Genomic DNA, 20076 nt, shown 5'->3' with positions numbered 1-20076 from the left:
TTTCAGCCTGAGGGCGAGCTCGCCGTGGTGGGCGTCGTCACGGCGGGGTGCGGTTCGGAGGGCGTGGGGGAGGGGCGGACGCCGGTGCGGGTGGCGCCGATGCCGGCGGTCACGACGAGGGCGACGCCCGCCGCGGAGGCGAGCGCGGGGACCTGGCCGAGCACCAGCAGGCCGGCGAGGAGCGCGACGGCCGGCTCCAGGCTCATCAGGGTGCCGAAGGCGGAGGTCGTGAGGCGGCGCAGGGCGAGGAACTCGAGGGCGAAGGGCAACGCGGCGCTCAGGGCGGCCAGCCCCAGCATCGCGGCGAGCAGCCTCCACGTGACGTGTGCCAGGTCGGAGGGCGCCGCGGCGAGGAGGCCGATGAGGCCGGCGACGGGCATGGAGACGGCCAGCCCGCCGAGGCCGGTCACGGAGTCGCCGACCCGCTGGGTCAGCAGGATGTAGGCCGCCCAGCAGGACGCGGCGGCCACGGCGAAGCCCGCGCCGGCCGCGTCGATGCCACCGTGCCAGGGTTCGGTCAGCGCGACGACACCGAGGGCCGCCAGGGCCGCCCAGCGGGTACGACCACGGCCCGGGCCGTGGAAGGAGCCGTAGAGGGACACGGCCAGCGGGCCGAGGAACTCCAGCGCGCTGGCTGTGCCGAGCGGCAGCCGCGCCACGGCGAGCATGAAGCAGATCATCATGCCCGCGCTGACCGCACCCAGCGCGGTGCACGCCCGCAGGTCGCGGCCGGTGAAGTCGCGCGGGCGGGGCCGCACCAGTACCAGAAGGAGCACACCGGCCCACGCCATACGCAGCCCCGTCGTACCCAGGGCGCCGAGCTGATCCACCAGCGGAACCGACAGCGCGAGCCCGAGCTGAACGGCGGACATGGAGGTCACGGCCATCAGGGCGCCGGTCGCGGACGCGGACAGGCGCGGACCGGTGGCGCGGTGGTTCGGCAGGCTCATGCACCCGAGTACATGATGTCCGGACCGTTCGTGTCCACGTGCCGATCATGAATGAACCGTTCGCCGCTCCGCGACAATCCAGGGATGGAGACACGACGACTGCGGATGCTGGTGGAGCTGTCCCGGCTGGGGTCCATGCGCGCGGTGGCCGACGTGCTGGGCACGACCACCTCGACGGTCTCGCAGCGGATCGCCGCCCTCGCCGACGACATGGGCACCGCGCTGACCGAACCGCACGGGCGCCTGGTCCGGTTGACGCCCGCGGGCCGCCGGCTGGCCGAGCACGCGGTGACGATCCTCTCCGCCGTCGAGGCGGCGCACCACGACCTCGCTCCGGGAGCGGAGCCCACCGGCACCCTGCGCGTCGCAGGCTTCGCCACCGCCATCCGCGCCCACCTGCTGCCCATCGTCACGGCCCTGGCCACGAGCCATCCCCGCCTCCGTGTCCTGGTCCGCGAACACGAACCCGCCGAGGCGCTGCGGCTCCTGGCCGAGGACGCGACGGATCTGGCCCTGACCTACGACTACAACCTGGCGCCCGCGGCCGAGGACCCCGTGCTGCGCGCCACTGCCCTGTGGACCGCGCGCTGGGGTCTGGGCGTCCCCGCGCATGCCGACATCCGAGAAGGGACGGCCGCGGAGGTCTTCGCCCGGTTCGCCGGGCAGGACTGGATCGTCAACTCGCGCAACACCGCGGACGAGACCGTCATCCGCACCCTTGCCTCCATGGCGGGCTTCACCCCGCGCATCACCCACCAGGCCGACAGCCTCGACCTCGTGCACGCCATGATCACCGCCGGGCTGGGTGTGGGCCTGCTCCCCGTCGGGACGGTCACGCTCCCCGCGGTGCGGCTCGTCCCGCTCGCCGCTCCCGACGTGGAACTGCGCGCGTACGCCGTCGCGCGCCACGGCCGCCTGGACTGGCCCGCCCTCGCCCTGGTCACCGACCTCCTGGTCAGGCGGTCCGCGCCCGGGGCGATGCTCAGTTGAGCGCCGGCCCGCACGACGCTGTCGCGGGTGGAGCCGCGCCCTCGTGAAGTGTCCGGCCGGCGGTCCGGTCCTGCCGATGAGTTCGCCGTCCTCGGACGGTCCACCCCACGACTCGACCGCTCTCGACAGGAGTGCCATGTCCACCATCCAGCCGGTGATCCTGACCGCCGCCCAGGACGTTCTGCTCGGCTTCTACACGCAGTTGTTCGGCGCCGAGGAGGTCTTCCGGGTGCCGGCGGAAGGCCCCGCCTTCTACCTCGGCCTGCGCATCGGCGACACCGACCTCGGGCTGGTGGCCAAGGACGACGCGGAGACCGGGGCCGTGCCGCGGATTCTGCTCAGCATCGCTGTCGACGACGTCGACGAGACGCTCGGCCGGGTGGTGGCGCTGGGCGGCTCGGTCAGCGGCGGCCCCAACGACATGCCGTGGGGACAGCGCGTCGCCCACATCCAGGACCCCGACGGCAACCCGTTGAACCTCACCCAGCCGATCCCGCAGGGGTGACGCCGCCGGACCGGGTTTCCCCAACCTTTACCGGCGCCGCCTTGTAGCCCCTGTGAGGGAGCTGTGAAGATCGCGGGGGTTTCTCGACGCCCTGGGGGTCCTGCGCATGTCGGCTCGTTCGGCGCGAACAACGGTGGTCGTGGCCGTCGCGGTGATGGTCATGGCCACCGCCTGCAACGGGCAGCGGGACGACCCGAACTCGCCGTATCGCGTGGGCGATCACTACACGGTGCTGCAGAGGTACGTCACCGACGGCGTCCACTGGCAGTTGGACGCCTTCATCGACGCCGATCAGGACGACAGCTTCTGCATGAGCCTTGACGACTCGCGGGGGCCGGACCACTCCGAGACGTTGCCGTGGGCGAACGGTGCGTGCGGCTTCGACGGTTCGGACTCCGGTGGGTACTACGGAGGGGGCCAGGCGCCGGGGCGCAACGCCTTCGCTTCCTACGGACCCGTTCCCGACGCGGCCGTAGGAGTGCGGGTGTCCACCGAACAGGTCGTCCCCACCCACCCGCTCCCGAAGGGGCACGGCCTGCCGGACGGGCGGTACTGGGTCGTCTACCAGCCGGCATCGTGGCCCGGAAAGGGCGCCAGGTCGGTGGACCCCCAGCCCCTGGACGCCTCGGGGCGAAAGGTCGCGTTCACCACGTTCTGAGCGGTGCGCGGCGGCTGTAGCCGGCCCTCGCAGGGCTCGGCGTGCGGACATCGGCGTTGCCGCTCGGGGGGAGTCGGGCCGAGCATATTCCAAGCACATGCTTGACATTGCCGGAAGCGCGGCCCATATTCCAAGCATGTCCTTGGAGAGAGATCCGCGGCGGGCACGGTTCCTGGACGACCCGCTGGCGATCCGGGCGATGGCACACCCCGTCCGGCTGGAACTGCGGGCCCTGCTCGGCAGGGAGGGACCGATGACCGCGGCCGAGGCCGCGCGTCGGCTCGGGATCAGCCAGGCCCTGACCTCGCACCACCTCCGTCAACTGGCCAAGTACGACTTCGTGGAGCCCGCGCCGAGCAAGGACAACCGCGAGCGGCCGTGGCGGCTGGTGTCGACCTCGCAGTCGTGGCGCGGTGCGGAACTCACGCCGGAGGGCGATGCCGCGGTGAGCGTCCTCGAACAACTCCTCGCCGAACGCGCCCTCGACCAACTCGCCACGTGGCAGCGGCAGCGGCCCGCCGAGGAGCCGAACTGGCGGGAGCACGCCGGCATCGACCACACCGGGGTCTACCTCACCGCCGACGAACTCGCCGACGTGGCCGGGCAGATGGCGGACCTGCTCCAGCGGTACGTCGACGAGCGTCCTATCGACGACAAGTCGACCCGCCCGCCGGGCAGTCGGCACGTGCAGTTCACCCGGATCGTCACGGTCTCGCCGCCCGTGCCCGCGGAGGAGCGATGAAGGACCACCGTCCGCTGCTCGTACGGCAGTTGGCGGCCCGAGCTGTTGCCGATCCGGGGTGGTCCCCGTGCATCAGGTAGCGCCTGCGGCACCGAGCACCGCCGGGGCGGGCGCGCGGACCGACCGCCGGTTCGCCATCTTCTGGTCGGGCCAGACCGTTTCGCAGTTCGGCGACCGGATCAGCGAGCTGGCGCTGCCGCTCATCGCGGTGGCACTGCTGCACGCGGACGCCCGGCAGGCCGCGCTGCTGACGGCGCTGATCTGGCTGCCGAACACCGTCGCGCCGGTGGTCGGCGCCTGGATCGACTCGCGCACCCACAAGCGGCTGATGATGATCGCGGCCGATGTGACGCGCGCCGCCGCCCTGTTGAGCCTGCCGGTCGCCTACGGGGCGCACGCGCTCGGGCTCGGGCAGCTGTACGTCGTCGGCGCGGTGACCGGGGTGGGGCAGACGGTGTTCGACGTCGCGTACCCGGCGTTCTTCGTGACGCTGATACCGCGGACCGGCTACGTGGCGGCCAACAGCCGGCTGAACATGAGCCGTTCGCTGTCGTACGTGGTCGGGCCCGCGGTCGGCGGCGCCCTCATCCAGGCGATCACCGCACCCGTCGCGGCGGCCGTGGACGCGGTCTCCTTCCTGTTCTCCGCGACCATGATCAGCCGGATCAGGACGGAGGGGCTGCCGCCCGCCTCGGACTCCCACCTGCCGTTGCGCAGGCGGATGGCCGCCGGCGCCCGGTTCATCTTCCGGCACCCGGTGCTGCGCGCCAGCCTCGCCTGCTCGACCACGATGAACTTCTTCATGTACGCCGCACAGGCGATCGTCATCCTGTTCGCCAACCGCGCGTTGGGCCTGCCGGCGGGCATGATCGGACTCTCCCTCGGGGCGGGAGCGGTCGGCGGCCTGGCCGGCGCGGTCCTGGCGCGCAGGGCCATCGGGGTCCTCGGCCTCGGCCGGACGATCATGCTGGGAGCCGCGCTGTACCCGAGCCCGCTGGTGCTGCTCGTCATGGCCGGCGGCCCGCACGGGAAGAGCTTCCTGCTGCTCGGCGCGACGGAGTTCCTGTCGGGACTCGGCGTGATGTTCTTCGACATCGGCAACAACTCGCTCAGGGCCGCCGTGACCCCCGACCATCTGCGCAGCCGGATCGCCGGCGCCTACAGCTCGATCAACTACGGTTCCCGGCCGCTCGGCGCGCTGGTCGGCGGCTGGCTGGCGACGGGGATCGGCATGCGGCCGACGTTGCTGATCGCGGGTGTCTGCGGCGCGGCGGGCAGCTTGCTGCTGCTGCCGTCCCCCGTTCCCGGCATCAAGGTCGTGCCGGAACCGGTCGCGGCGGGGGATCGTCCGGGGCCGGGAAGCAGCGGCTGAAGGATGTCCGGCCGCGGTGTCAGGGTTCCACCGGGCCGGTGAACTGCGGTTGCGCGGGGGCCCGGTCGGCGTGCGTGCGCAGCTCGTCGGCGTAGGTGCTCCAGTCGGCGCGGAAGAGGAAGTGGCCGACGCCGGGTACGAGGCGCAGGCGTGCGGTGGGGACTGCGGCGGCGATGGCGCGCGCGGCCGACGTACGCAGCAGCGGGTCGCGTTCGCCGTGCAGCACCAGGGTCGGCGCGGTGATCCCGGCCAGCGGCCCGCCGTGCCACTTCGCGCCGATCTGGCGGCTCTGCGCCTTCGCGTCGCGGAAGCTGGTGACCTGGTGTGCCGCCTCCTTGTCCACGAACTCGCGCACGTCGTGCTCGTCGATGTGCCGGTCGGGCGCGGCGAGCAGGCGGGCGACGGCGACGGCCAGGTCCAGGTTGCCCTGAGGGGTGTCGGGGTGGTGGAGCCGGGAGAACCGGGGCAGGAGCGGCAGGCGCACGTAGCGCAGGACGTTCAGGCCCTTCGCGTCGCTGGGGACGGCCGAGGACGTGATCAGGCTCAGCACGCGCTTCGGGTGGCGGATCGCGGTGCGCTGCGCCACGAGTCCGCCCATCGAGTGGCCGAAGAGGTGGGCGCCCTGCCAGCCGAGGGCGTCGAGGACGGCGACCGCGTCGTCGGCGAGGTCCTCGGCGCCGTAGGCGGGGGCGTCGCGGCGCAGCAGGGCCTTGAACGGCGAGCCGGCGCGCCGGTCCGGCAGGTGGGTGGACTCGCCCGCGTCGCGCTGGTCGTAGGCCACGACGTGGAAGCCGCGGCCGACCAGTTCGGCCACCAGGCCGTCCGGCCACCAGAACCGTGAGGTTCCCAGCCCTATGACCAGCAGGAGCGGGTCGCCGCCCGCACCGCCCAGGTCCTCGAAGGCGATCCGGATCTCGCCGTTGTGCGCATAGCGCGTCATCGTGTCCCTCCCATTCGCAAACGTCGTTCGCGAACAGCGTATGCGATAGATAGGCTGGCGGCAACGCGGGAGGTGGCGATGGCGGTGGCAGGGCAGAACGAGCCGGTGATCTGGATGCGGCCGGAGCAGGCGGCGGTCGGACGCCCGGCCGAACGCAGCCGCGCCGAGATCACCGCCGCCGCGGTGGAACTGGCCGACCGCGAGGGCCTGGACGCGGTCTCCATGCGCCGCGTCGCGTCGGCTCTGGGCACCGGCGCCGCCTCGCTCTACCGCTACGTGGCCACCCGCGACGACCTGCTCGACCTGATGACCGACAGCACCGCGAGCGAGTACGACCTGCCCGCGGCCAGCGGCGACTGGAAGGCCGATCTGCTCGCCATCGCCCACCAGGCCCGGCAGATCATGCGCCGCCACCCGTGGCTGCCCGCCATGGTCATGAGCCGTCCCACGCTCGGCCCCCACGGGATCGACCTCCTGGAGCACGTGCTCGACGTGCTCGCCGACCACCCGGCCGGCCCCGCGCGCAAGTTCGAGGCGTTCGCCCTCCTCAGTGGTCTGACCGCGTTGTTCGTACAGAACGAGATGGCTGCCGCGGACACCGGCGCCGCACGCCAGGCCGCCTACCTCCACCACGTCGCCGCCGCGGGCGACCACCCCCGCATCACCGCCCTCCTCGCGGCTTCCCCGCCCCACGGCAAACCCCGCGACCGCTTCGACACCGTCCTCGCCCGCACCCTCGCCGGCGTACTGGGCTGACGTCCACGGCGTTCACCGGCATCCGCCGCGGGCGATCACGCGCTTTGGCGGCGCGGGTCTCAAAGGTGGCTGGGCGCCGGCCGGGAAGGGCCCGTGGCAGCCGGTGGAGCGGGTGTGGGCAGCGGTTCGCGGTGCGGCCGGTGGGGGGCCGTGCCGGCTCTGCTCCGAGCGGCGCAGGAACGCTCCCACGCGATCCCGACAACGGCGGTGACCTGGCCTTACGAGTCCCGACGGCCCTACTGTCCTCCCGTCAGGAGGGGATGGCCGATGCATCAGGACAGGCGGTGTTGCGCCGTGGCGAACGAGCAGCCCGGAGCCGGGACTTGGACCGGAACCGGGGCCGGGGCGGTCGCGTCGGGGCGTGACCCGAGGGCGCTGCCCAAGGCGGAACTGCACCTTCACCTGCTGGCGGCCATGCGCCCGGCCACGCTGGCGGAACTCGCGTCGGATGCCGGACGTGAGGCCCCCGACCCGCGGGGGTTCGCCGACTTCGAGGGCTTCCAGCAGGTCTACGCGGCGGCCTTCGACGCGACGTCGGACCGCCCCGCCAACCTGCGGCGGGTGGTGACCGAACTGGTGGAGGACACCGCGGCCGACGGCGGCGTCTGGGTCCAGCCGCACTTCGACCCGCGTTCCTACGCGCACTTCGGAGCGCCGGAGGACGTCCTGGACCTGGTCCTCGACGCGGGCCGGCAGGCGGGCGCGCGCTGCGGCGTCGGGTTCGGGCTGACCCTGGCGGTGTCCCGCCACGCGACCCCCGCGGCCGCCGTGCGGCTTGCGCGCTTCGCCGCCCGGTACGCGGGGCGCGGCGTCCACGCGCTGGGGCTGACCGGCCACGAAGGGGCCCGCGGCACCGGGGAGTTCGCGGAGGCGTTCGCCATCGCCCGTACCGCAGGACTGACGTCGGCGCCGCATGCCGGAGAACTCCGCGGACCCGACAGCGTCCGCGCGGCGGTCGACCGCCTCGGCGCGACCCGCATCGCGCACGGCATCCGCGCCGTGGAGGACCTCGCCCTGCTGGAACTCCTGGCCGCGCGGGGCGTCTCGCTGGACGTCTGCCTGACCTCCAACCGGGTGCTGGGTCTGGTCCCCGACCTGGCCCGGCACCCGCTGCCCCGGCTGCTGGAAGCGGGTGTCCGGTGCTCGCTGGGGACGGACGACCCGTTGATGTTCGGGGCGTCGCTCACCGACGAGTACCGGACCGCCCGCGCGGTACTCGGGCTCACGGACCACCAGCTCGCCGCGATCGCCCGTTCCTCGCTCGAAACCAGCGACGCGCCGGCCGAGTCGATCACGGCGGCCACCGCGGGCGTCGACGCCTGGCTCGGCTGACGTCCGCGCCGGCCCGCGCGGGGCGTTCACCAGGAAGGCGGGGCGAATTTCGGGGGTGCGTACGCCGGAAGGCACCGCGGGGGGCGCGGTGCCTTCTGGTGGGGCTCGGTGGGTCAGGCGCTCAGGAGGAGCCAGCCCCCGAGGCCGCTGCACATGCTCGCGTTGAAGACGTCGGTGCGGAAGCCGGGCGGTACGGGTACGCCGGGGCAGATGTACTCGCCGACGCGGGCGAGTTGCTGGTACCAGATGCCGATGTTGCCGCAGCCGGTGCTGATGTGGCCGGTGAGCACGTAGCCGGTCGGGATCGGCGAGCCCGCGCAGACGTACTGGCCGTCGCGGGCCAGCTCCAGGAACCAGGTGTCGATGTTGGCGTTGCAGCCGTTGGCGGTGTGCATGGTGAGGACGTAGCCGGTGGGGATCGGTGACGTGGCGCAGATCCAGATGCCGTTCTGCACGGGCTGGATGTACCAGGCGCCGGCGCCGTTGCACCCGTTGGCCGCGCGGCTGGTGATCACGTAGCCCGCCGGTATGGGCGTGCCGGGGCAGACCCATCCGGCGTCCGCCGGAGTGACGTCCGCCGGAGTGGCGGCTTCGGGGGTCGAGGCGGAGGACGCGGAGGGGGAGGAGGCGGCGACCGGTGCCGCCTGGGGCGTCCGGGGCGCCGCACCGGCCGTGCCGGCGGCGGTGCCGGTGAGGACGGCCGCCAGCAGCGCGACCACCCCCACCGCGGCGGCGAGCCGGCTCCGGAGTGCCGTCGCCAGGGAACGGCCGAGCAGATGGCGATACTTGAGGGTCACTTCACACCAGTCCAATCGACAGGTCGATGAAGCGCCGGACGACGACCGTGCGGCACCGGGCTGTGGAACTGAAGTGACCCTAGTGGGAAGTGATGCGAATGGTCATCACCGGGTAAAGACGTCATCAACCTGGCCGGAAATCGACCGGGGAACCCGAGCGGGAAGCTGACCGGGGAACCCGAGCCGGGAACCCGAGTGGGGATCGGACCGCGGATCAAAGGTGCCGCGTGGACGGGAGTTCCCCGCGGTCCGACGCCGACACGGCAGATCGTCGCGTCAGAGGATCTGGATGGAGGCGACCTTCGGGGGGTTGTTCGGGAACGTGATGTCGTGCCAGCGATCGATCCTCACCGAGTCGCCGTTGGCGTCGTAGTAGATCAGGTCGTTGTTGCCCGTGACGATCCGGTCGACCCACCATCCGCCGAAGTCGGTCCGCCCGGCGTTCGCGTAGCAGTCCACGCTCTGCTGCCCGTCGAGGTGCGAGTAGATCTTCAGGAAGTTCTCCCCGCCGACGCACTCGACGTGGTCGATGGCGAAGGCGTTGCCGCTGGGCACGCCCAGTGTGAGCGTGGCGGCCGCGGCGAGCGCGAGAGCCAGGGACCGCGCCACCTTCTTGACTTTCGAGATCACGGATTTCTCCTTGCCTGCGCGGACCGGCGCACCTGCCGGCCCTGTCGGCGACGTCGCGCCATGGCGGAACGGTGCTTCGTCGAGCCGGCAGAGGACCGGTCGCGCACCAGGCCGGCCCCTCCGGCCGCACCTGTCAGGGAGGCGGCCGGAGGACCCGATGCACTCAACGTAGCGATCGCCACGCGCAGTTGGGCGGTAACACTCCGTGTCCGGACCGCCGCGCCGAAACATCACCCGACCGTGGCGGCCCGGGCGACCGACCCTAGGAACCCCCGTTGACGCAGAACAGTGCGGCGCTCGCCGCCTGCGCGTTCGCCGCCTCCCCGTTCGGCGCCGGCCAGCCGGTCACACGGAAGACCGCGCGCTCCCCGGGCAGCAGGGTGACCCTGCCCTGGTCGGTCTCGGCGTCAGGGTGCAGCCGGTCCGCCTGCAGCAGCAGGTCGCGTACGAGGCTGTGCGCGGTCACCTCGACCCGGGTCTCCTGGCGCGACCGGACGACCTCCACGGAGAAGTCGGCCCGCGGGTAGGCGAAGTCCTTGTCAGCGGCCCCGAACCACAGCGCCCGCAGCCCGTCGCAGTCGCCGACGAGGAACTCCTTGTGCCCGTCGAGAGGCAGCAGCTCGGCGGGGACGGGGAAGTGCGACACGCCGCGGGGCGCCACCTCGGCGCGGACGACCGCGTGTCCGGCCACGCTTCCGTCGGCGTGCACCCGCCGCAGTTCGATCACGGCGGTCCAGGGCCGCGCGGCCTGGTTCACCGCCACCAGCCGCGGGGAGTCCTCGCCCTGCTGGAACGTGAGCAGCCGGTCGGCGTAGAGACGGCGCAACTCGTGGAAGAGCGGTTTGCGGCGGCCGTAGCTGTCGACGGCGGCCCAAGAGGTCACCGGCCAGCAGTCGTTGAGCTGCCACAGCACCGTACCGGCGCAGGTCGGCCAGTTGGCACGCCAGTGCTCGACCCCGGTGGCCACCGCGCGGGCCTGGTTGAGCTGCGTCAGGTAATGCCACTCGTCGAACGACCGCGGTTCGCCGAAGACCGGTGCCAGCCCGCGGAGAAGTTTCCCGTTGCCGTCCTCCGCCTTCTGGTGGTGCAGCATGCCGGGGCTGTCGGCGCCGAGCGGCCGGTCGTGCACGGACTGCGTGATGGTGGCCATCGCGGGCGGCGCCTGCCAGCCGAACTCCGCGACGAACCGCGGCACGTCCGCGAGGTAGTCCGTGTAGGGGCGGCGGTTCCACTCCTCCCAGCGGTGCGCGGTGCCGTGCCGGGCGTCGTTGGGATGGATCGCCTCCGAGCCCGACCACGGCGAGCCCGCCCAGTACGGCCGGGTCGGGTCGAGTTCGGCGACCACCCGCGGCAGCAGGTCGAGGTAGTAGCCGCGCCCCCAGGAGGCCCCGGCCAACTCCTCCTTCCACGCCCAGTCCTCGTGGCCCCACAGGTTCTCGTTGTTGCCGTTCCAGAGCACCAGCGAGGCGTGCGGCATCAGGCGTACGACGTTGTCGCGGGCCTCCGCCTCGATCTCCGCGGGCAGCGGCCCCTCTTCGGGGTACGCGGCACACGCGAAGAGGAAGTCCTGCCAGACCATGAGGCCGAGTTCGTCGCACGCGTCGTAGAACGCGGCGTCCTCGTAGATGCCGCCGCCCCACACCCGGACCAGGTCGACGTTGGCCTCCTTCGCCTGGGCCAGCCGCTCCCGGTAGCGGTCGGCGGTCATGCGCGACACGAGCGCGTCGTCGGGAATCCAGTTGACCCCGCGGGTGAACACCGGCACGCCGTTGACGACGAACCGGAACGCCGAACCCCCCTCGTCCTCGGCGGTGTCGAGCTCCACGGTACGGAAGCCGATCCGCCGGCTCCAGTTGTCGAGCGGCTCCCCGGTGTCGGCGTCGGCCAGGTCCACGGTCAACGCGTGGAGCGGCTGGGCGCCGAGCGTGTGCGGCCACCACAACTCGGGCGCGGGCACGTCGAGTTCGACCGTCGCCCTGGCCGCGCCCGCGGGAACCGCCACCGTCGCCCGCACGCCGGCCACCGCCGCGTCCAGCCGCAGCTCCCGGGCGCCGCCCGCGGCAGTCCGCTCGAAGCCCACCTCCACGCGCACCCTGCCGTCCCCGCCCACCACGGTGACCTGCGGCGCCACCGAGTCGAGCCGGGCCGTGCTCCACCGCTCGATCCGCACCGGGCGCCATATCCCCGCCGTGACCAGCGTGGGCCCCCAGTCCCAGCCGAAGCTGGACGCCATCTTGCGCACGTAGTTGAAGGGCTCCGGATAGGCGTTGGGCCGGGCGCCGAGTTCGTCCTTGAGCGCTTCGGCCACCCGGTACGCCGAGGCGAACGCCACGACCAGGTCGGCCGCGCCGCCGGCGGTCGGCGCGGAGACGTCGAAGCGGTACCGGCGGTGCATGTTCGCGGTCTCGCCGAGCGGGCGGCCGCCCACGGACACGGTCGCGAAGGTGTCCAGCCCCTCGAAGACCAGGTCGGTCCGCTCGAACTCCGGCTCCGCGGCCGGCAGTCGGGTCCGGTACGACCAGTCGGTGCGGCCGATCCACGCGCACCGCTTCTCGTTGTCGTCGACATAGGGGTCGGCTATCGCGCGGGCGGCCAGCAGGTCGGTGTGCACGCACCCGGGCACCTGCGCCGCGAACTCCGCGCCGGCCACCCTCGCCGGCACGGCAACGGCGTCGTCGACCGCGGGGTCCGCCCGCAGCGTCCAGGGGTGGGGCAGGGGTGAAACGACCAGCATGGTGGGACTCCCGGAATCAGAGCGGCTCACGTCGTCGGTGCCCGTACCGCGAGGTCGGGCGGCTCCGGACCAACGTAGGCGTTCATCTGGACTCTGTCCATTAACCGCTCTAGTAGCAATGGGCGGCACGCGAGACTCGGCTTTCCGCGAGTGGGCAAAAGTGGTGAACTGCGCCTGGTGGTGGGGCTGCTGTGTGGCAGTGATGTTCGGCGCTTGGCCCTTCATGGAGCGGTTGAGCCAACAAAATGCCTGCTCGGAGCGGATGTTGACGAGCGATGGGATTCAGCCCTCGTAACGTTTAGATATCGGGGGGGATTCGCCCTCTTTACGGCCTGGAGTCCGCGTGGAACAGTGCCGGGGAACTGAACCGCTTCAGTGTTCGGTGCCAGGGGCTCGATGTGCGGGCGCGCGATGAAGGAGAGACACATGCGGAGAAGTGTTCTGTCGGCGATGGCGCTGGCCATGGCCGTCGCGGCCACGGCGACGGCCTGTTCCTCGTCGGGCAGCGGTGGCTCCGACACGGCCGTCGCGACAGCTCCGTCGGACCCGGCGTCCGTGTCCGGCACCATCACCGTGCTGACCAACCGCACCGACCTCATCGGCGACGGCACCATGAAGAAGTACGCCGCGCAGTTCGAGAAGGTCTATCCCAAGGTCCACGTCAAGTTCCAGGGTCTGACCGACTACGAGGGCGAGGTCAAGATCCGCATGAACACCAAGAACTACGGCGACGTGCTGCTCATCCCCACCGCCGTCGCCCGCACGGACTACCCCAAGTTCTTCTCCCCGCTGGGCAGCGCCGCCGACCTCGCCGCGAAGTACGACTTCACGGACTCCGGCACGGTCGACGGCAAGACGTACGGCATCGTCTCGTTCGCCTCCGCCAACGGCTTCGTCTACAACAAGAAGGTGTGGACTCAGGCCGGCATCACGACCTGGCCGACGACACCGGCGCAGTTCCTCTCCGACCTGAACAGCATCAAGTCGAAGACCAAGGCCACGCCCTACTACACCAACTACAAGGACGGTTGGCCGCTGACCGCGTGGACCAACGTCCTCGGGTCGGCGACCTGCGACCCGCAGGCGAGCAACGACCTGACCACGCAGGACCCGTGGCGTTCCGGCAGCGATCTGCGCACCGGCGACAGCCTGCTGTACGGCATCGTGCACGACAAGCTGTCCGAGGACGACCCGACCACCACGAACTGGGAGAACTCCAAGAACCTGCTGGCCACGGGCAAGGTGGCCTCGATGTGGCTCGGGACCTGGGCCGTCCCGCAGATGCAGCTCGCCGCGAAGAAGGCCGGCGTCGACCCGCAGGACATCGGCTACCTGCCCTTCCCCGCGCAGGTCGGCGGCAAGTACTGCTCGGTCGAGGCCCCCGACTACCAGTACGGCATCAACATCCACTCCGGCCACAAGGCGGCCGCTCGGGCGTGGATCGACTGGGTGGTCGACAAGTCCGGCTTCGCCACCGCCAGTTCCGGCATCTCCAGCGTCAAGGGCGCGACCCTGCCCGGCATCCTGAAGCCCTTCGAGTCCGCCGGTGTGAAGCTGATCGTGGAGAGCCAGTCGAAGACCCCGCAGGTCAACACCATCGACAAGGCGTCCGAAGTCGGCCTCCAGGCGCCGGACTACCGGCAGAAGCTGATCGACGCGGCGCGCGGGGCGGGAGGCGGCAGCCTCGACTCGATCCTGTCCGGCCTGTCGAAGAAGTGGAAGTCCGGCCGGCAGGGCGCCGGACTGTAGGGCGGCGGACCGGCCAACCCAGTTACGGGGAGCAGGAATTCAGGTACGGCGAGCCGCGACCCCAAGGTTCCGGGACGAGCAACCCAGGCACGGGGAGCGGGCCCGCCCCCGCTCCCCGTCGCCGCGACCGCCGCAGTCAGAGGAGCGAACCCTCATGAGCAGTACCCGTACGACCGCAGGCTCCGCCGACCGGGCCGGCGCGCCGCCGCGCAGCGGACGGGAGCCGTCACGACGGCGGCCCGAGCCCGGTGGCCGCGGACCACGGCCCCGATGGGCATGGGCGACACCGTGGCTCTTCCTCGCCGTGCCGGTCGGCATGCTGGCCGTCTTCACCTACGTACCGATCGTCAACATGATCGAGTACAGCTTCACCAACTGGGACGGCATCAGCCCGGAGCGGAACTGGGTCGGCTTCCGGAACTACACCGAGATCTTCACCCGGTCCGAGCTCTTCGAGGTCTTCTACGTCAGCATCTACTACCTGGTCGCGTCGGTGCTGCAACTCGTGCTGGCGCTGTACTTCGCCACCGTCCTCAGCTTCAACACCAGGCTACGGAACCTCTTCAAGGGGATTCTCTTCTTCCCCTACCTCATCAACGGGGTCGCGATCGGTCTGGTCTTCCTCTACTTCTTCCAGTCCGGCGGAACCCTGGACACCCTTCTGTCGATGTTCGGATTCCACGGCAGGCACTACTGGCTGGGGAACCCGGACCTGGTGAACATCTCGCTCTCCGGCGTTTCCGTATGGCGCTACATGGGCCTGAACTTCGTGCTCTTCCTCGGCGGAATACAGTCCATCCCCGGCGAACTCTACGAGGCCGCGGCCCTGGACGGGGCGAACAGGTGGGCGCAGTTCCGGTACATCATCGCGCCCAGCCTTCGGCCGCTCATCAGCCTCAGCGCCATCCTCGCCATCTCCGGCTCGCTCTCGGTCTTCGAGATCCCCTACATCATGACCGGAGGATCGGGGAAGAGCGAGACCTTCGTGATCGAGACGATCAAGGTGAACTTCGAATTCAACAAGACCGGGCTGGCGTCGGCGATGGCCGTGGTGCTGCTCGGCTTCGTGCTCCTGGTGACGTGGGTACAGCGTCGCCTCGTTCCCGACGAGAAACCGGATCTGGCATGAGTGCCCCAACTGCTGCCGCCCGCCGTCCCGCGCGGGCGGCGTGGGTCGCGCCGACCCTGAAGTACCTGTCGCTGGTGGCGGTCAGCGTGGTGATCGTGCTGCCGCTGGTCGCGGTCTTCCTCACCTCGCTGAAGACCCACAAGGAGATCGCGAACGGCAGCGGCGCGCTGACCCCGCCGCACGACTGGCTCAACTTCTCCAACTACAAGGTGACCTTCGACCAGGGGCACATGCTGCGCGGCCTGTTCAACACGGCCTTCATCCTCGTCGTCTCGGTGGCCGGCAGCGTGCTCATCGGCTCGGCCGCGGCCTACGCGATCGACCGGTACCGGTTCCGGTTCCGGCGGGCGATCCTCGCGGCGTTCCTGGTGGCCACCCTCGTGCCCTCGGTGACCACGCAGGTCGGCACCTTCCAAGTGATCAACCACCTGGGGCTGTTCAACACGCGGTGGGCGCCGATCCTGCTCTACACCGGCACCGACATCGTGTCGATCTACGTCTTCCTGCAGTTCATGCGGTCGATCCCGGTGTCGCTGGACGAGGCCGCGCGGATCGACGGCGCCTCGGCGTTCCGGATCTACTGGACGATCATCATGCCGCTGCTCAAGCCCGCGATCGCCACCGTGGTGATCATCAAGGGAATCCTCGTCTACAACGACTTCTACTATCCGTTCCTCTACATGCCGTCGGACGATCTCGGCACCATCTCGACCTCGCTGTTCCGCTTCAAGGGGCCGTTCGGCGCCGAGTGGCAGGACATCTGCGCGGGCGCGATCCTCGTGATCGTGCCGACGCTGCTGATCTTCCTCTTCCTCCAGCGCTACATCTACAACGGCCTGACCCAGGGGGCCACCAAGTAACGAGGCCCGCCGGGTCAGGCCGGCGAACGCGCCGGTCATGGGGGCCCGATCGCGAATGCGCGGGCCACGGAGGGGCCGGGATCGGCGAGAGCGCCGCGGCGCCTTAGGGTGCGGGGGAGCGATTCGACCGACGATGGGGATGGCCATGGCTGAGGCGTTGGTGCTGGGCGGCGGAGGCGTCGCCGGGGTGGCGTGGATGACCGGTCTGCTGGCGGGGCTGGCCGACGCGGGTCAGGATGCCACGGCGGCCGACCTGATCGTGGGGACCTCCGCGGGCTCGACCGTCGCGGCGCAGCTCGGGAGCGGGCTGAGCCTGGCGGAGCTGTACGCCCGGCAGGTCGAGCCGCAGTCGCAGGCCGCCGAGATCATGGTCGAGGTGGACCTGGCGGGCTTCGGTGCGCAGATCGAGGCCGTGCTGCGGGAGGCCACGACCGCGCAGGAGATCCGGCGCGCGGTGGGCGCGTTCGCACGGGGCGCCACCACCGTGCCGGAGGCGGAGCGACGCGCGGTGATCGAGTCGCGCCTGCCGTCGTACGACTGGCCCGCCCGCGCGATGAAGATCGTCGCGGTGGACGCGGAGAGCGGGGAGCCACGGGTGTTCGACAGGACGTCGGGCGTGGACCTCGTCGACGCTGTCGCGGCGAGCTGCGCCGTGCCCGGCGTGTGGCCGCCGGTGACGATCGACGGGCGCAGGTACGTCGACGGCGGGGTCCGCTCCAACGACAACGCCGACTACGCCGCCGGCGCCTCCCGCGTGCTGGTGCTCTCCCCGCTGGGAAGCGTCCAGTTGCTGCCGAGCGAGAAGCCGCTGGCGCAGGCCGTCGACGAGTTGCGCGCGGGCGGCGCCGAGGTCGTGGTCGTCGAGCCGGACGAGGCGTCGCACACGGCGATCGGCGAGAACCCGCTGGACCCGTCCACCCGTGGTCCGGCCGCGGCGGCGGGCCGCACCCAGGGTCGTGGCCTGACGATCGAGTGGACGACGGCCTGATCCGCTTCCTTCGCTGATCCGCCGACCCGATACGGCCCCGTCCCCCGGGACCGTACGACTGCCACGCCGGCGCGATCACGGTCGACGCCCGGAGGCCCTACGCGGGCCGCGCCGTGGAACCCCGCGGCACGAGGACGGGGCCCGGAGCCGGTTTCGACTCCGGCTTCTCCCCCTTCAGCGTCTCGAAGAGGGTCCTGGCGACGATGGCGCCGAAGCGGAAGACGTCGTGTCTCATCGCCGACAGCTTGGGCCGGACCAGTTCGCACAGTTGGGAGTCGTCCCAGGCCAGCAGCGACAGGTCGCGCGGCACGGCCAGGTCCATCTCGGTGGCGACGCCCAGACCCGCGACGGCCATGATGTCGTTGTCGTAGATGATCGCGGTCGGACGGTGCGCCGAAGCGAGCAGCTTGCGGGTGACCCGCGAGCCGTCGTCACCGGAGAAGTCGGTCGGGATCACGCGTACGTCGTCCATGCCCAGGTCCGCGGCGACGGCCAGGAACGCCTCGGTGCGCAGCGCGCTGTGGCCGAGCGCCTCAGGGCCGCCCACGCGTGCCACCGAACGGTGTCCCAGCGCGAACAGGTACCGTACGGCCTCCTCCATCGCACCGGCGTCCTCCGTCCACACCGCGGGAAAGGGGCCCGCCAGGGAGGGGTGGCCGACCGCCACCGCCGGCAGGCCGGCCGCCGCGAGCTGCTCGATCCGGGGGTCGTCCACGCGCAGGTCGACCAGCAGGCTCCCGTCGACCCGCCGGCTGCGCCACCACTCGCGCTGCACCTCCACCTCCGCCTCGACGCTGTCGACGAGCCGGAGCAGTAGCGAGTGGCCGTGCTCGACCAGCACGGACTCCACGCCGGCGATGAACTCCATGTAGAAGGGCTCGCGGCCGAGCATCGCCGCGGGCTTGGCGAGCACGAGCCCGATCGTGTGCACCCGCGCGCCGGACAGCGAGACCGCGGCGGTGTTCGGCGTCCAGCCCAGGCGGCCGGCCACTTCCATGATCCGGCGGCGCGTCGTGTCGGACACGCCGGGTCTGTCGTTCAGGGCCAGTGACACCGCCGCAGAAGAGACTCCCGCCTGCCGCGCGACGTCGCGGATGGTGACCCGACGTCCGACCTCCATGGACACAGCCCGTACTCCTCACAGCCAGAGACGACGCAGCCCGAGCCCGACGTCACATTCGTCCGCACCAACGTAGTTCGCTCCGACGGACTCTGTCCATAAAGCGCTTAAGTTGATCATCGTCCCTGCATGGCGCGGCGCCTCGGCGGTCGCCGGTCCGCCAGGTCAACGCTCCGGTCGCAAAGGTGACCTAGGCAGACCAACACGGCACCTTCGCGGGCCCTACGGTGATGCGGTCGGGGAGTTTCTGCCCAACTACTTGACACGCGTGCGGCATCCAGGCACTTTGCTGAAGACTTAACCGGTAAAGGCGGCAGCCCACCGACACCTCGACCGACGGCTCCATCGAACGGTTCCCCCGACCGCTCAGGACACGAGCGTCGGGGCCGGGTCCCCACACCCGTCGGGCCCGCCCATGCCATGCGATCAGGGAGAGCAAGTGACGTCGAGAGCGAAGCGATCGCCCACCGCGCTGGTGGCCGCGGCCGTCACGGTCCCCGTGGCGGCGCTGGTGTCACTCACCGGCTCCGCACGAGCGGGAGCGGCAGGCGCCACGGGCTTCGTACAGCGCTGCGGCACCGACTTCCGTGTGGACGGCAGGACCGCCTTCTTCGCGGCAGCCACCTCCTACGACCTGTTCACCCACGGCAGCGGCTCGGGCGACACCGAGACCCGGTACATGGACAGGTCCGCGATCGACCAGGGCATGTCCCGCGAACTCGTCTGACCCTCCCGGGTCCCGGGGCGGCTCCGCACCACCGCCACCCCGGGACCCGTCCCGCGACCTCGAACCTGTCGTCACCGACCAAGGAAGGCCCGTCCATGCCTGCTCACGACCGGCGCCATGACGAGACGCCGGCGGGGCCCTTGACCGCTGCCCTCGACATCGGCGGGACCAAGATCGCCTCGGCCCTGGTGACCGGCGAAGGCCGTATCGTCGCCCGTGCCCGGCGGGACACGCCCCGCACCACGGACGGCGCCGTCGTGCAGCGTGCCGTGACCGACTGCGTGCTCGCGCTCGCGGACCACCCCGAGTGGGGCCGCACCACGGCGCTCGGCGTCTGCAGCGCCGGCCCGGTCGACCGGGTGCTCGGTACCGCGAGTCCGGTGAACATCCCCGCCTGGCGCGACCATCCGCTGCTCAAAGCGCTGCGCGAGGTGCCGGCGCTGGCGGGGCTGCGGGTGGTCTACCACGGTGACGCCATCGCCATGACGGCCGCGGAACACCGCTTCGGCGCCGCGCGTGGGCATGCGAACGCCCTGTGCATGGTGGTGTCCACCGGCGTCGGCGCGGGCCTGATCCTCGACGGCCGGGTGCGGGCGGGCAGTACCGGGAACGCCGGGCACCTCGGGCACGTCACCGTGGATCTGGCGGGCGAGGACTGCCCCTGCGGCTCCCGCGGCTGCCTGGAGCGGCTCGCGTCGGGCGAGGGGATCACTCGGCACGCCCTCGCGTCGGGCTGGCGACCGGCCGGTGGCGAGCCGGCCGGCACCCGGTCCGTCGCGGACGCGGCACGCGGCGGCGACGTCCCGGCGCTGGCGGCGTTCGACCGCGCGGCGCGCGCCCTCGCCGCGGGCATCGCCGGTTGCGCCACCCTGCTGGAACTGGAGACCGCCGTCCTGGGCGGGGGAGTGATGCACGCCGCCGACCTGATGCTGCCGCGGATTCGCGCGCACCTCGTGCGCTACGCCGCGCTGCCGTTCGCCGGCCTCACCGTCCAGCTCTCCGCGCTCGGCGGCGACGCCGGACTCCTCGGCGCGGCCGCCCTCGCGCAGGACTGACGAGCGGGGGCCGCGGGGTCGTACCGCCGGGCGGGGCCGGCG

The 20076-nt window shown here is 71.6% G+C and carries 19 protein-coding genes; 13 read left to right on the top strand and 6 right to left on the bottom strand.

The features are described 5' to 3' along the window. Window positions 1–2 precede the first annotated feature (2 nt). Window positions 3–950: an EamA family transporter gene (locus OG370_RS08880; protein WP_328462339.1), complete on the bottom strand. Its 948-nt coding sequence runs from the start codon at window positions 948–950 to the stop codon at window positions 3–5. Window positions 951–1034: 84 nt separating this feature from the next. Between OG370_RS08880 and OG370_RS08875 the strand changes: the two genes are divergently transcribed. From OG370_RS08875 to OG370_RS08855, 5 genes are all read left to right on the top strand, one after another. Further along, a complete protein-coding gene (locus OG370_RS08875; RefSeq protein ID WP_328462337.1) occupies window positions 1035–1940 on the top strand; it encodes a LysR family transcriptional regulator in 906 nt (301 codons plus the stop codon). Between the two features lie 136 nt (window positions 1941–2076). Next, on the top strand, window positions 2077–2445 hold the full coding sequence (locus OG370_RS08870) for a VOC family protein (protein WP_328462335.1): 369 nt from the start codon (window positions 2077–2079) through the stop codon (window positions 2443–2445). 106 nt (window positions 2446–2551) lie between these two features. Continuing rightward, entirely contained in the window at window positions 2552–3103 is a 552-nt protein-coding gene (locus tag OG370_RS08865) for a hypothetical protein (protein WP_328462333.1), read from the top strand. A gap of 136 nt (window positions 3104–3239) precedes the next feature. After that, a complete protein-coding gene (locus OG370_RS08860) occupies window positions 3240–3845 on the top strand; it encodes an ArsR/SmtB family transcription factor (RefSeq protein WP_328462331.1) in 606 nt (201 codons plus the stop codon). A gap of 67 nt (window positions 3846–3912) precedes the next feature. After that, window positions 3913–5217, top strand: a complete 1305-nt coding sequence (locus OG370_RS08855; protein ID WP_328462329.1) for an MFS transporter — start codon at window positions 3913–3915, stop codon at window positions 5215–5217. Between the two features lie 19 nt (window positions 5218–5236). Here the strand turns inward: OG370_RS08855 and OG370_RS08850 are convergent, their stop codons facing one another. Then, window positions 5237–6157, bottom strand: coding sequence for an alpha/beta fold hydrolase (locus OG370_RS08850; RefSeq protein WP_328462327.1), 921 nt, complete (start codon window positions 6155–6157; stop codon window positions 5237–5239). 84 nt (window positions 6158–6241) lie between these two features. On the opposite strand from OG370_RS08850, the gene OG370_RS08845 reads away from it, so the two are divergent. Together OG370_RS08845 and add are read left to right on the top strand one after the other, a co-directional pair. Continuing rightward, the gene (locus OG370_RS08845; protein ID WP_328462325.1) at window positions 6242–6913 is read left to right on the top strand and encodes a TetR/AcrR family transcriptional regulator; all 672 of its coding nucleotides are present in this window, start codon (window positions 6242–6244) and stop codon (window positions 6911–6913) included. A gap of 294 nt (window positions 6914–7207) precedes the next feature. Next, window positions 7208–8245: an adenosine deaminase gene (gene add / locus OG370_RS08840; protein ID WP_328462323.1), complete on the top strand. Its 1038-nt coding sequence runs from the start codon at window positions 7208–7210 to the stop codon at window positions 8243–8245. A 113-nt stretch (window positions 8246–8358) separates the two neighbouring features. On the opposite strand, the gene OG370_RS08835 is transcribed toward add, so the two are convergent. The 3 genes from OG370_RS08835 to OG370_RS08825 form a co-directional block, all read right to left on the bottom strand. Continuing rightward, window positions 8359–9042, bottom strand: a complete 684-nt coding sequence (locus OG370_RS08835) for a hypothetical protein (RefSeq protein ID WP_328462321.1) — start codon at window positions 9040–9042, stop codon at window positions 8359–8361. 276 nt (window positions 9043–9318) lie between these two features. After that, on the bottom strand, window positions 9319–9672 hold the full coding sequence (locus OG370_RS08830; RefSeq protein WP_328462319.1) for a beta/gamma crystallin domain-containing protein: 354 nt from the start codon (window positions 9670–9672) through the stop codon (window positions 9319–9321). A 262-nt stretch (window positions 9673–9934) separates the two neighbouring features. Beyond that, window positions 9935–12406, bottom strand: coding sequence for a glycoside hydrolase family 2 protein (locus tag OG370_RS08825; RefSeq protein WP_328462317.1), 2472 nt, complete (start codon window positions 12404–12406; stop codon window positions 9935–9937). A 426-nt stretch (window positions 12407–12832) separates the two neighbouring features. Between OG370_RS08825 and OG370_RS08820 the strand changes: the two genes are divergently transcribed. The 4 genes from OG370_RS08820 to OG370_RS08805 all read left to right on the top strand — a co-directional run bounded on the left by OG370_RS08820 (window position 12833) and on the right by OG370_RS08805 (window position 17132). Continuing rightward, window positions 12833–14155: an ABC transporter substrate-binding protein gene (locus OG370_RS08820; RefSeq protein ID WP_328462315.1), complete on the top strand. Its 1323-nt coding sequence runs from the start codon at window positions 12833–12835 to the stop codon at window positions 14153–14155. 154 nt (window positions 14156–14309) lie between these two features. Continuing rightward, the gene (locus tag OG370_RS08815) at window positions 14310–15284 is read left to right on the top strand and encodes a carbohydrate ABC transporter permease (protein WP_328462313.1); all 975 of its coding nucleotides are present in this window, start codon (window positions 14310–14312) and stop codon (window positions 15282–15284) included. Continuing rightward, the gene (locus OG370_RS08810; protein ID WP_328462311.1) at window positions 15281–16144 is read left to right on the top strand and encodes a carbohydrate ABC transporter permease; all 864 of its coding nucleotides are present in this window, start codon (window positions 15281–15283) and stop codon (window positions 16142–16144) included. Before OG370_RS08815 ends, OG370_RS08810 begins: the two co-directional genes overlap by 4 nt. A gap of 145 nt (window positions 16145–16289) precedes the next feature. Then, window positions 16290–17132: a patatin-like phospholipase family protein gene (locus OG370_RS08805; RefSeq protein ID WP_328462309.1), complete on the top strand. Its 843-nt coding sequence runs from the start codon at window positions 16290–16292 to the stop codon at window positions 17130–17132. Window positions 17133–17229: 97 nt separating this feature from the next. On the opposite strand, the gene OG370_RS08800 is transcribed toward OG370_RS08805, so the two are convergent. Beyond that, complete coding sequence (locus OG370_RS08800) at window positions 17230–18252, bottom strand: LacI family DNA-binding transcriptional regulator (RefSeq protein ID WP_328462307.1); 1023 nt, start codon at window positions 18250–18252, stop codon at window positions 17230–17232. Between the two features lie 439 nt (window positions 18253–18691). On the opposite strand from OG370_RS08800, the gene OG370_RS08795 reads away from it, so the two are divergent. Further along, window positions 18692–18979: a hypothetical protein gene (locus OG370_RS08795; protein ID WP_328462305.1), complete on the top strand. Its 288-nt coding sequence runs from the start codon at window positions 18692–18694 to the stop codon at window positions 18977–18979. A 95-nt stretch (window positions 18980–19074) separates the two neighbouring features. Beyond that, window positions 19075–20034 carry an ROK family protein gene (locus tag OG370_RS08790; protein WP_328462303.1) on the top strand — a complete coding sequence of 320 codons (960 nt, stop codon included), beginning with the start codon at window positions 19075–19077 and terminating at the stop codon, window positions 20032–20034. Window positions 20035–20076 lie beyond the last annotated feature (42 nt).

This window comes from Streptomyces sp. NBC_00448, from assembly GCF_036014115.1.
In the GTDB taxonomy this organism is placed as follows: domain Bacteria; phylum Actinomycetota; class Actinomycetes; order Streptomycetales; family Streptomycetaceae; genus Actinacidiphila.
This window is presented reverse-complemented; position numbering and strand designations above follow the sequence as displayed.